General features: G+C 43.8%; 8 protein-coding genes. All 8 read left to right on the top strand.

Going from position 1 to position 12,439, the window contains the following annotated elements; genetic code table 11:
- Window positions 1-203: 203 nt before the first annotated feature.
- The 8 genes from RDQ32_RS09480 (at window position 204) to RDQ32_RS09445 (ending at window position 12,336) form a co-directional block, all read left to right on the top strand.
- Window positions 204-1,919, top strand: a complete 1,716-nt coding sequence (locus tag RDQ32_RS09480) for a putative manganese-dependent inorganic diphosphatase (RefSeq protein ID WP_308580217.1) — start codon at window positions 204-206, stop codon at window positions 1,917-1,919.
- Window positions 1,920-2,076: 157 nt separating this feature from the next.
- Entirely contained in the window at window positions 2,077-2,580 is a 504-nt protein-coding gene (locus tag RDQ32_RS09475) for a shikimate kinase (protein ID WP_308580215.1), read from the top strand.
- 146 nt (window positions 2,581-2,726) lie between these two features.
- Entirely contained in the window at window positions 2,727-5,549 is a 2,823-nt protein-coding gene (locus RDQ32_RS09470) for an NYN domain-containing protein (protein ID WP_308580214.1), read from the top strand.
- Between the two features lie 189 nt (window positions 5,550-5,738).
- The gene (gene dctP, locus RDQ32_RS09465) at window positions 5,739-6,857 is read left to right on the top strand and encodes a TRAP transporter substrate-binding protein DctP (RefSeq protein ID WP_308580212.1); all 1,119 of its coding nucleotides are present in this window, start codon (window positions 5,739-5,741) and stop codon (window positions 6,855-6,857) included.
- A gap of 281 nt (window positions 6,858-7,138) precedes the next feature.
- Window positions 7,139-8,632 carry a hypothetical protein gene (locus tag RDQ32_RS09460; protein WP_308580210.1) on the top strand — a complete coding sequence of 498 codons (1,494 nt, stop codon included), beginning with the start codon at window positions 7,139-7,141 and terminating at the stop codon, window positions 8,630-8,632.
- Window positions 8,629-9,849, top strand: coding sequence for an FMN-binding protein (locus tag RDQ32_RS09455; protein ID WP_308580209.1), 1,221 nt, complete (start codon window positions 8,629-8,631; stop codon window positions 9,847-9,849). Before RDQ32_RS09460 ends, RDQ32_RS09455 begins: the two co-directional genes overlap by 4 nt.
- A gap of 373 nt (window positions 9,850-10,222) precedes the next feature.
- Complete coding sequence (locus tag RDQ32_RS09450) at window positions 10,223-11,134, top strand: DUF3829 domain-containing protein (protein ID WP_308580207.1); 912 nt, start codon at window positions 10,223-10,225, stop codon at window positions 11,132-11,134.
- Window positions 11,135-11,262: 128 nt separating this feature from the next.
- Window positions 11,263-12,336, top strand: coding sequence for a DUF3829 domain-containing protein (locus tag RDQ32_RS09445; protein ID WP_308580206.1), 1,074 nt, complete (start codon window positions 11,263-11,265; stop codon window positions 12,334-12,336).
- Window positions 12,337-12,439 lie beyond the last annotated feature (103 nt).

Below are 12,439 nucleotides of genomic sequence, written 5' to 3'. Positions count from 1 at the left end.
TACTTGCGAAAAACAAAGGTACTGCAGTTTTTCGCTTAGTACCGCTGCAGGGCGAAGTTAGCGGGAGCGTGCCCCGGTTATCCCCCTATACCACAGAGCGCATCTATTCATTGAATACAGACCTTCACCTCATCCCCCTTCTTGACAGCGCCCCCCTATTGCACTAAGATTTTCCTATGTTGTTAGAAGAAAGAGGAAAGAAAATGGCAGAGAAAAAATCAAAGATTCCACACAATACAGAAAGACCGGTTCTGATTACAGGCCACAAGAATCCGGATACGGATTCCATCTGTGCAGCGATTTCTTATTCCCGCTTGAAGAATAAGATAAATAATACAGACCGGTACATCCCTTGCAGAGCCGGAAGTCCCAATGCGGAAACCAGTTTTGTTTTAGATTATTTTAAGGTGGATGCTCCTCTTTTGTTGGATAATGTGAAAACCCAGGTTTCCGATATTGCCTATCGGAAGACTCCCGGAGTTTCTAAAAATATGTCCTTAAAGCAGGCCTATCAGATGATGAGAGACGGTCATGTGGTTACCCTTCCCGCAGTAAATCAAAACGGCATTTTGGAAGGTCTCATTACCATGTCCGATATTGCCAAGTCCTATATGAATGTATATGATTCTGCCATCATTTCCACGGCAGAGACTCCTTTTAAAAATATCCTGGAAACCTTGGAAGCAACTCTGATTACCGGAGATGCCAACCGAAATTGTCAGGACGGAAAGGTGTTGATTGCGGCAGCCAATCCGGAAATGATGAACTACTATATTGAACCCCATGACATTGTCATCCTGGGAAATAGAGCAGAGAGCCAGCTTTCCGCCTTGGACAATGGTGCGGATTGTATCATCATTTGCGAAGGCGCCAATGCCTCCCCCACGATTAAAGCCCTGGCGGAGCAAAACGGCATGATTATCATGGTGACCTCCTATGATGCTTATACGGCGGCAAGACTGATTAACCAGTCCATTCCCATCAGCTTCTTTATGACGAAGGAAGGCATTTTAAGCTTCGAAGAAGAGGATACGGTGGATGAAATCAAGGATGTGATGGCGAAGAAGCGGCACAGAGATTTCCCGGTCATCAGTAAGGACGGCCGATATCTGGGCATGCTTTCCCGTAGAAATCTTTTAGGAGCCAGCGGAAAACAGGTCATCATGGTGGATCATAATGAGCTGGGACAGGCATTGGACGGCATGGAAAATGCGGAAATCCTGGAGATTATTGATCATCACAGACTGGGAACCATTCAGACTTTGGGACCGGTGTATTTTAGAAACCAGCCCCTTGGCTGTACCAGCACGATTGTGTATCTGATGTATCAGGAAAATAAGGTGGAGATTGATCCTCAGACAGCGGGACTGATGATGTCCGCCATCATTTCCGATACCCTCCTTTTCCGTTCTCCTACCTGCACCAAGACCGATGAGATGGCTGCCAGAGCGTTGGCGGAGATTGCCGGAGTGGATATTGAAAAGTATGCTATGGAAATGTTTTCCGCCGCTTCCGATTTAAAGCAGAAGACGGATCGGGAGATTTTTTATCAGGACTTTAAGACCTTTACTGCAGGAGACATTCATTTTGGCGTCAGTCAGGTAAGCTCCTTAAATGAAGAAGAGCTTCTTTCCTTAAAGCCCAGACTCTTCCATTTTGCCAAGGAGGCTTTAGGAGAAGAAAATCTGGACATGGCCTTTGTGATGCTCACCAACATTTTAAAACAGGATACTCTGCTTCTGGCTGTTGGGCACAGGGCAGAAACCCTGATTCAAAATGCCTTTTTGCTGGAGCCGAAAAAGGAAAGCTTTGATTTTTCCGGAGAAGAGGTGGAGGGCTATACCGCTGTGCTGGAGAATGTGGTTTCCAGAAAGAAACAGCTGATTCCACCTCTTAGCCTCTATGGGGAGCAAATGTAAGAGAAAATCCGGACTTTCAGAACGAACATCTGAAAAGAAAAAGTAGAATCTTCAGAACGAAAAATAGACGAGAGAAAAGCCGGACTTTATGGAAGAAGACCGGAGTAGAAAAAGTGGACTTAAAGTAGGAACACCAGAAAGCGGAAAGGATAGTCTTATGAATATTTGTTTAATCGGAATGCCCTCCAGCGGAAAAAGCGTTCTAGGGGTGTTGCTGGCGAAAAAATTAGGCATGTCCTTTCTGGATATGGATTTGGTGATTCAGGAAAAGACCGGACAGCTGCTTCGGGAAATCATTGCAGAGCGTGGAAGAGAGGGCTTTCTCCTTTTGGAAGAGGAAGTGGGGGCGGAGCTGTCTATGAACAATACGGTTCTTGCTCCGGGAGGCTCTATTTGCTATGGTAAGAGGGCTATGGAGCATTTGCGGGAGATTTCTTTGGTGATTTTTCTGGATGTGCCCTTTTCCGAGGTGGAAAAAAGAATCGGAGACCCGGTGAAAAGAGGAGTGGCGATTCCTGATGGCTTTACCCTGAAAGACCTATATAACGAAAGAAAGGCCCTCTACCTTCAATATGCTCATGAAATTCTGAATGAAGAGGGCTTAAACCCGGAGGAGTGTGTAGAGGCTTTGGTTCGTATTGCAGAGAAGCACAGAAAGTAGATTCCTTATGGAAGTTGGATTTTGGACGCAGCCAGATAGATTTTTGAGAGAAACGCAGAAAGCTTCTTTGATAAAAAGCATAGGAAGATTCTTTAACAAAAATCTCAGAAAGCTTCTTTGACCAAAAGCCTAAGAATATAAAAGAAATGGCGGAAACAGAGGTTCGTATGGAAAATATCGTACTTGCTTTGCTGGCCCATGTGGACAGAGGAAAGACCAGTCTTTCGGAGGCTCTTCTCTATGAAAGCGGGAGAATTTCGGAAAAGGGCAGGGTAGACCATGGAGATAGTGTTTTAGACAAGGACAGTCTGGAACGAAAAAAAGGAATTACGATTTATGCAAAAAGCGTTTATTTTACCAAGGAAAATAAGCGTTTTTTTCTTTTGGATACTCCCGGACATCAGGAGTTTTCCTCGGAGATGGAGCGTTGTCTTGCGGTTATGGACTACGGTATCCTGCTGATTGACGGAAATGACGGTATTCAAAAGCGAGAGTTGCACCTCTTTGAAAGAGCGCGAGAGAAGGGAATTCCTCTTTTTTTGGTGGTAAATAAAATGGACCTTTTCCAAGGGGATAGGGAAGCTTTGTTAAGAGAAATCCAAGAGGCCTTTTCCTGTGAGGGGATTATCAACTTTTCTCCCTATACTTTTTCCGACTTGGCAAGATTTTTACAGGAAGAGGATTTTACCCGGACAGTAGCCTCCAAGGAGAATGCAGCTTTAGAACAAAAGGAAGCTCCGGAGAAGAAGGAGGCTATAGGACAGAAGGCAGTTCCTTCAGAGTATTGTCAGGATTTTCTGGAAAATCTTGCCGTATTATCCGAAGAGGGAACCGCGGAGTATCTGGAAAATGGACGGCTTCCCCTTAGCTTTTTGCAGGAAAACATACAGGAGAGAAAGCTATTTCCTCTTTTCTTCACCTCTGCATTAAAGCAGGAGGGAATCACCGAACTTTTTTCCTGGATTTTTGCTCTTTGTCAAATGCCGGCCTATAGCGAGGAATTGCGGGGAATTTTATATAAGATTAGCAAAAGTCCGGAAGGAAGAAGAATCGGAAGAGCGAAGCTTTTGGGGGGAAGTCTTTCCTTACGGCAGGAATGGCGTCCTTCCGAAAAGGCTTTGGAGTTACATTTGGAAGGGGTAGAAGAGGAGGCTGTAGAGAGCGTAGAGCCGGGAATGCTTTTTACCATGCCGATTTCGGAAAATGCGGGTCTTGGCTATTTCCCGGTGGATGAGCATAGTGAGAAAGAGAAGGAAGGTTATTTTCCTATCCTTTTATCTCTTGAAGGAGAGGAGATTCTTTCCTATCGAAAGGATTTGGAGGAGCTGCAAAAGGAATTTCCGGAGTGGGGGATTTCTATTTCTTTGGCAGAAAAGCAGGTCACTGCTCAGCTGTCCGGAAATTTGCAAAAAGAACTCCTGACGGATTTGCTTGCCAAGAGGCTGGGGAAGAAACTACATTTTTCCAAGCCGAAGCTTCGTTACGGGGAAAGTCCCCGTAGAGAAGCCTATGGAAGAGGAGCTGTGCTGGAACCCGGTCACAGGATTTCTCTGCTTCTTCGCTTAATTCCCAAGGAAGTAGAATTCTTTGGGGAGCAGCAGGAGGTGGGAAAGGGCGAAAGGGATTGTGAGAATAGCAGAAATCCGGAAAAGAAAAGCATTTTTTCCATAGAGAAAAGAGGAGAGCTACCGGAGGAATGGATTTCCCGCTTGGAAACTGAGTGGGCAGAGGAGCATTTTCCGGGACCGCTCCTTTCCGGCCCCTATGAGAACTATGCTTTGGAAATTTCCAATTTAAGCTTTTCTCGAGGCTCCGCCTATTATGTGGACTTTCAGGAGGCGGTGTATCAGGCCTTTCGAATGGCTCAAGCTACAGCAGGGGTTCGGCTGTTAATGCCGTATTTTTCCTATGAAATCTCAGCTTCTCAGGAGAAGCTTGGAAAGATTTTGCAGGAGATTGAAAGACAAAAGGGAAAGCAGGAGGAGCTGCTTTCCGAGGGAGAAAACTATCAGCTACTGGGAAAGATTCCCGGGATAAGCCTTTCGGAGCTGCAAAGTTTTGTGCAGGGAGAGGGAGAAAGTTTTTCTTTCTCATTTTCCTCTTATCGGGAAATGGAAGAGGAACAAGCCTTAGCAGTATTGGAGGAGCGTTTCGGGATTCCGTCGGAGGAGCTTCCCCTCACTACTGCAGGAAAACTTTACTATGGGGAAGAGCTTGTTTCCGAGGCGGCTTTAGGACAGGACGGATGGGAGGAAAATACTTCCGGCGGAAAATCAGGAGATTCCTCTTCGAAGCTTAACGGTTCCGCTTCTTTACAGCTTAAGAACATAGGGGAGCACTCGGAGAAAAAGAAAAAGGGCCAAGAAGGCATTTCCTTAGAGGAGGAGCTGAATGCGATTTTTGAAAGAACCTTCGGCCCCTTAAAAAATCGGGGACAGGAAGCTATTCGTACCGAGCAAAAATTGTTTTTATCCAAGGAGAAGGAAGCTCGTCTGGAGGAAGCCAGAGCCCAGTATGCCAAGAAGGGTAAGAAAAATAAGCGAAAAAAATTTTTGGTGGACGGCTACAACTTTCTTTTTGCCAAGGAAGAATGGAAGGCACTGGCACAAACGGATTTGATGGCGGGAAGAGAGCAGATTCTTCCCCTGCTTTCCGAATATGCGGCATACCATGACGTGGATTTATATTTGATTTTTGATGCCTATCGGGTGAAAAGCAATCCGGGAAAAACTTTGCAGCTGGATTCCCGAATGCAGGTAATCTTTACGAAGGAAGGAGAATCGGCAGACTTTGCCCTAAGTAGAATGGCCAATGATTTTTCTCAATCCGGCTACCCGGTAGTGGTAGTCAGCTCCGACCAGGCCGTGCAGATTCAAGGCTTTTCCGGAAAAGGCGCCATTGTGTATTCTTCCAAAGAATTTGCTCTTCAGGTAGAAGAAATGAAGAAACGTATTTCCGACTCTCTATGATGAAAAAACGTATTTCCACCTCTCTGTAAATTAATAAGTAGATGTGGGCGATAGGAATCGATTTTGCGAGATAAATAGTTTTAAGTAACTCGATTCTATCTCCCTCATCTACTTATTTTTTATACACTCATTGACGAAATACTATTCAGATTTAAGAATTTGAATAGTAGAGAGAAATGAGGGTAAAGGATGAAGTGGGATAGGAACTGTTCTTTTCAGAAGGATAGGACAGAAATAGATAAAATAGAAAAGAGCAGCTTGGAAAGAGAGGATTGGGGAGCCGGCAGCGATTCTGCCCCCTTTTTTCGCCGAACGTTTTGGGCCTTACTCTTGATTTTTTCCTTTTTCTTTTTGACGGCATGTTCCGGTACAGGACATCCCGCCATTATGAAAAGCAAGAGTAATAAGATTGTATTAACTTACGGCTTATTGGCGAACAATGATGATTATACTTTGCAGATGACCAAGCGTTTTGCCAAAGAAGTGAAGGAAAAAAGCCGTGGGAGGATAGAGATTAAATTTCTTAGTCCCAAGGACAAGGATAACGACCTGGCTTTGTTGGAACGGTTTCGCTCCGGTAATCTGGACATGGTAAGACTGCCCCTACCTTCCGCAAAGAAGCTTTCTGCAAAGCTCTCTCTCATGGAGCTTCCCTATCTTTTTGACAGCGAAGAGGAAATGTGGAATGTCTTAGATGGAGACAAGGGTGCTATTTTTCAAGAGGATTTTCAAAGCAAGGGAATGGAGCTTTTGGTGTGGCATTGTCTTGGCTTTCGGGATTTTTATACCGTGGAAAAGCCACTGATCTCTGCAGCGGATTTTGACGGATTGATTTTAGGAGTGGAGGAGGAGTCTCGCATGGTAAGAGCTTTGCAGCTTCTTTTCGGAAAAACCAGAGAGCTTCCGCAAGATAAAATCTATAAGGCGTTGCAAAGCGGAATTGTGGAGGGCAGTGAAAATACCATAGAGGAATTTGCCCGGCAGGAACACAATCTTTCCGCCAAGTATTTTTTAGAGGATAATCACAGCCCCGTTTTAGATTTGCAAATTCTTTCTTCCAGAGCAAGAGAGAATCTGTCGGAAGAAGATCTGGCTTTGCTTAGGGATGTGTCTTTTTCCATGGCTTTACAGGAAAGAGCTTACGTGAAAAAAATGCGGGTGGAGCTAAGAAATAAATTAAGTAAAAGAGGAGTACTCTTCTCTCATTTATCCAAAGAAGAGAAAGCCAAGATTGAAGAGCTTTTAGCCCCTCTTTATCAGGAATCCACAGAATCGGATTTTTTGCGAAAGCTGGGAAAAATAGATTAAATAAAGAATGATAAGTGTTTAATATAAGAGGATTGACAAGTTTCCTCTCCTCTGTCATAATACTGCCTTGAAAGATAGATGCAACTAACTAAAAGCTTTGTATTATCATCTAAAGAGCTGTGATGTTAGCGTAAGCATCAGCCTATTCTCAATAGGAGGGTGCTTTTTGCGTGTTAAACAACTCTCCTATGGATAGGGGTTAAGATACCTTACGGTACTGTTGTTCTCCTTTGAGGAATACTACAAAGCGAAGCAGTAATGTGTAGACAGAAAGGGGTATTATGAGAAAATATTGGATTCTTGGCGCTTCCGCCATCATTTTAGCATCCTCCGTAATGGCTTGCGGAAAGAAGCAGGATACTGCCACCACAGCTGCAGGATCGGAGAAGGCTGCGGAAAGCACTGCAGCTCAGGCAGAGAAGTCTGATTATGTCTTTGTAAAGATGACCGTTCCCTATGCGGACTTTTATTACGGAGAATTAAAGGATATTGCTCCTGAAGAGGGGAAGGATTTGAAGGCACAGCTGGATGTGGAGGATAAGGTAACAAAGGACGGTTTCCGGGAGACAGGAATGTATGACAGTGCCAGCTCTCCTACTAAGGAAAAGGTGGAGAAGTTTGTGATGGCGGACGGTGCCGTAGAGGGAGAAGGCTCTGTCTATAAGGGAATTAAGCACGTGAACGTTGCGATTCCGAAGTCCCTCTATGAGGATGCCAAGAAGGCATTGGAGGAGAAGAAGGAAAGCAAGAATGCGCTTCTTACTTTGATGGGGGCTATTGAAAGTGAAGTCAGCACTGAGCCTAAGGAGTATAAGGTATTAAACTCCGACGGAACCCTTTCCAAGACACAGGGAACTACAAATGAAGCGAAGGACACCGAAGCGGATATTACCACCACTTCCTCCTACGGAAATTATGAAATCGAAGTCAGCGGTTTGGATATGGACTCTGAAATCGTACAGGCTGCGATTCTGGAAACCAAGGACGGCGCAAAGTACGGCTTAAAGCATGAGGACAATATCTGGGTAAAGCCGGAGGAGCTGGCATTTTCCGCTGTGGCTTTCGAGGACACCAACCATAAGGCTCAGAAAGAGTTTAAGCGTTTTGAAGATATTCAGGATAAGGACATTGTGAAAATTACCTACTTCTTAATGGACGAGGATGATGTGGAGGTTCCCGTAAACCTTCATGTGAAGAAGATTGCTCCTGCTGAGTACAAGGTTAGCGGAGATGAGAAGGTAAGCTACAGTCCGGAAGGCACCAAAGTGAATTATCAGCTTTCCACCGGAGAAGACAGCTACGCTCTTGGCAAGGTTATCAGTAGGAAGAGTGAGGTAAAGGGAGAGGTTAATACAGACACCGCCGGTGTTTTGGTACTGCCTAAGGAAATGACTCCCGGAAAGTACCAGCTGGTATTCTCTAACGACAAGCTTACCGATGTATCCTTTAAGGTACTGGTAGAATCCGGCTTAAAGGCGGAGGACTTCCATTTTGAAAATAACAAGTTAAGCCTTGCGGAAAACGCAGATCAGCTGACTATCGCAAACTACATTGCTTCTACAAGCTCCGCAACTATCGGAGAGCAGGAGTTTAAGGGCGGTTCCGGAAGAAGATTCGGAAAGAACATTTTCAATGAAGACGGTAGCGTAAATACTGAGGCGAGCTACAAGAAGGACGGTCAGGAAGTAAAGTACTTTGACGGCCCCGGAACCTATCCTGTAACCATCAAGGCAGACGGATATCCTGAAGTGAAATTCGAGGTAGTCGTTCAATGATTGTGATTCTTACTTTAATATGCAGTTTAGCATTTTTCCATTTCTTCGGAAAAGCATTAAAGAAGAAGCCGGCAGTATTGTATGGAATCTGTATCCTCCTTTCCTTGGTAAGTATTTTTTATCCAAGGGAGGGAGGACTTCCCTTTTTGGACTTCTTTTTTAAGAAAATCATGCAAAGGGGTGTGCTGGCAGGCTCTCTCTTTATCTGGGTGATGCTGGCACCGGTGCTTCCCAAGAGCTTTTCCGGAAGAAAGACCATCTATCTTCTTCGAGGGGAAATGGCTATTTGCGCCTCTTTGATTACTTTGGCCCATAATCTGGCCTTTGGCGGAAAATACTTTGGTGCCTTATTCCTTGGACAAGGGCATATCAGCCTGATGGAACTTCATGCAGCCATTGTGTCCTGTCTTATGATTCTCTTATTAATTCCCCTGACCGTCACTTCCTTTCAGGCTGTTCGGCGGAAAATGCAGGGAAAGACCTGGAAAGAATTACAAAACTGGTCCTATCTTTTTTACCTGCTTTTGTATTTACACATTTTCTTTATTTATCAAGGGGCGCTGATTCGGGGAAAGGGAGACTATTTCTTCACCCTGATGCTTTACAGCTTCATTTTTGGACTCTACGGGTTCTTACGGATTAGGCAGTATAGAATACAAAAGGAAGGCAAGGAGAAAAAGACATTTCCTTTGCTTCGTATTGGGGGGATTTTGCCCATTGTTTGTATTTTTCTAAGCGGCTTTTACAGTGCCGGGAAATACCGCGCCGCACTGGAGGCAAATGTAGATAAAATCAGAGCGCAGGAAAGCGTATCGGAGCAGCACGGACAGGGGGAGGAAAATAATTCTTCCAAAAAAGCATCAGAAGCTAGCGGAGATAAAGCCTCTGCGAATTCTTCGGATGCTTCCTCCGATTCCCAAGCTATTGATGAGGATAGCATATCCGGAGCTTATAAAGACGGAGAATGCTTTGGAAAGGCTTCCGCCTACAATGGCAATGTGGAAGTGAAAGTCACCATTTCCGGGGGAAAGATTACTGCCATCGACATTGTGAAAACCAAGGACGATGAAGAATATTTCTTTGACGCACAGAAGAAGGTGATTCCGGAAATTTTGGAAAAGCAGAGTACCGACGTGGATGCGGTGGCAGGAGCCACCACCAGTAGCGAGGGCATTTGCCATGCGGTGGAGAAGGCCTTGGAGGAAGCGAAGAAGTAATAAAAAAGTCTTCTTGTAAAACTTGTAAAAACAGCATTTTCTTATATAATGAGTTCTGTATTCATTCTTAAAAATAGAAGAATACAGAACTTTTTTATTTATAACGAGATATCCCTCGCAGAGCGTACGATATCTCGTTGAATATCTTTTGCGGAGCATGTGTTTTCTGATATTTTCCAAAGGGAAGCTTAGGAGAGTGCTATGCCGCTGTAGAGGATGCCTTTTTGGGGGAACATATATGAAAAAAGCTATGCTTTGTATCAGTATCTTGACTATAATTTTCAGCCTTTCTGCCTGCGATGATATTAAGATGGTACAAAATTCTTTTCAGAAAGAGAAGACAAGAAACACAGAGCAGTTAGGAGACCAACCTATGGATGTATTTAAAAAGGGAGATCTTAAAATGGAAAATGGAGAGTACAATATCTATGCTAGCTTCAGTAATTTTCTGGCTGCTCGTTATCACTTCATTTCAGTATTTTATTTTCAGGGAGTTCGCAATGAACCGGAGTTTCATTTGGCGGAGGGGAAGGAGTATAGCAAGGAAGGCTTTACCCCGGAAGAGTTTGACTTTATCCGACATGTTATAAAAATAGCGAATGGAGGGACGCATTTCCCTGAGGTGGATAAGCCGGTAAAAACCCTGGCTCCTTTAATCTTAAAGACTATGGAAATATATAACGAGGCAGCAGCTTATGGACAGGCGGAGACCTATAAAAATGATCACTATGAAGGGGCAAAGGAAATTCACAGCCGTCTTTTCCCTTTGGTAGAGAGTACTAAAGCTCCATTGTTGGAATATAAGCGGGCTATTGATGAGCTTTCTTCAAAAAAAATGGAAGAGGAAATCCAGGCAATGAAAGAACGGGGCTACATTATCCGTTATAACATGTTAAAGCTGTTCTCTCTACGAGATCAAATTATGGATGAAATCATAAATCAGAATCTTGTCCAGGAAGAGATGACAAAGCTGGATTTATCTAAAATTCGTCCTGCCTATGAGGAATTTCTGGCTACCCTATCGGATTTCGAAAAAATGATAGGAAATCGGAAAGCAATTGATGCGGAATTGTTTACTGACCCCAGCATTTTTGAAGATTTGTCGGAATTTGTCAATGATTCCAAAGAGTTTGCAAAACAGATTCAGGAAATGATTCGTCGGATAGACGAAAATGAGCCATTTACAGAGAAGGATTATGGGCAGACAAATGTAGATGGCAGCTTTTTAAAGATAGATTGGGCATCTATTAATATGGTTCAAAGCTACAGCAAAGTCATAAGCTAAATAAAGCTTTTGCTTTTTGCGAAATTCTTTCTGTTTCTTGTAAAAAATTTAAATTTTTGTATAATTAGTTCTGTATCTTTTCTTAAAATAAAGAAAGATGCAGAATTTTTTTGATGAGGAGAAAATGTATGAAAAAAATCGTTTTAGGACTTGGCGCAATTGCCTTAGCCCTCAGCCTTTCTGCCTGTGAAGACTTAAAAATGGCGCAGAATGCTATTAAGCAGGAAAAAAGCGGAGAGAGCGGCGGGGACAGCAGTGATTCCGGGAATAACCCCTTGGATGCTTTGAAAAAGAACCTTTCCGCTGATTCCGGGGAAAGCGACGATGAGCTGACACAATACAACAATTACGTGGATTTTAGCAATTTCCTAACCGGTAATTTTGAAGATAATATCGGCAGATATTTTGAGGGAGTAGAGCCGGAGACAGAGTTCAAGGTAATAGAAGGCGGGCATTATACTACGGTCAGCTTTAGCGATTATGACATGGAGCAGGTACAGAACTATCTGGATCAGGCCAATGCCGGAACCAAGTTTATCGATTTAGATGAGCAGGTAAAAACTTTGGCTCCTATCGTACTGGAAACCATGAAGGTTTATAACGAGGCGGCCAGTTATGGAGATTTGCAGGCCTATAAGGATGATCAGTATGCCAAGGCCCAGGAAATTCATAGCAGACTTTTCCCTTTGGTACAAAGCTATATCGATCCGGCAGATACTTATACCGCAGCCATTCATAGCCTTTCTGTGGAAAGACAGCAAGAAGAAATGCAGAGAATGAAGGACAACGGCTTAACGATTCGCTATGATATGCTGAGAATCATGGATCTGAAAAATCAAATTATTGACGCCTTTTCAGAGCAGCCCAATGTAGCGGAGGTCAATATTGCCGACCTTGATTTGACAAAGATACGTCCTGCGTATGACGAGCTGGCTACCCTGCTTTTGGAATTTGTGCCCCTTTCCAAGGATAAAGATGCTGCGGAGAAGGAAGGCTTTGATAACAACTATTACGTTACTACCTTTGCAGATGCTGCCGGAGATTTTAAGAAGCAGCTTCAGGAGCTGATTGACCGGAAAGAAAGCGGAAAAGGATTTTCCGAGAATGACTTGCAAATTTTATGGGCTACCGATGGAAGCTTCCAGAAAATCAGTGAGGCCGCTTCCAAGATGACGGAAACCTATAACAGAGCAGTCGGTTAAATAAATTTATAAAAAGTCCTTGACGAGAAAAGTCAAGTTGTGTTAAATATTAGAACTATAAAACCGTTGAGGTGGAGATAACGTTAAGTATGAGCTCACAGAG

It is taken from the genome of uncultured Oribacterium sp., from assembly GCF_902481605.1.
GTDB lineage: Bacteria > Bacillota > Clostridia > Lachnospirales > Lachnospiraceae > Oribacterium > Oribacterium sinus.
The sequence above is the reverse complement of the archived record's forward strand: the minus strand, read 5'-3'. Positions and strand labels throughout refer to the sequence as shown.

Coding starts and splice junctions, on each gene's coding strand:
- RDQ32_RS09455 (WP_308580209.1), top strand. CDS start 8,629: ATGATTGTGATTCTTACTTTAATATGCAGTTTAGCATTTTTCCATTTC.
- RDQ32_RS09475 (WP_308580215.1), top strand. CDS start 2,077: ATGAATATTTGTTTAATCGGAATGCCCTCCAGCGGAAAAAGCGTTCTA.
- RDQ32_RS09480 (WP_308580217.1), top strand. CDS start 204: ATGGCAGAGAAAAAATCAAAGATTCCACACAATACAGAAAGACCGGTT.
- RDQ32_RS09470 (WP_308580214.1), top strand. CDS start 2,727: ATGGCGGAAACAGAGGTTCGTATGGAAAATATCGTACTTGCTTTGCTG.
- RDQ32_RS09460 (WP_308580210.1), top strand. CDS start 7,139: ATGAGAAAATATTGGATTCTTGGCGCTTCCGCCATCATTTTAGCATCC.
- dctP (WP_308580212.1), top strand. CDS start 5,739: ATGAAGTGGGATAGGAACTGTTCTTTTCAGAAGGATAGGACAGAAATA.
- RDQ32_RS09445 (WP_308580206.1), top strand. CDS start 11,263: ATGAAAAAAATCGTTTTAGGACTTGGCGCAATTGCCTTAGCCCTCAGC.
- RDQ32_RS09450 (WP_308580207.1), top strand. CDS start 10,223: ATGGATGTATTTAAAAAGGGAGATCTTAAAATGGAAAATGGAGAGTAC.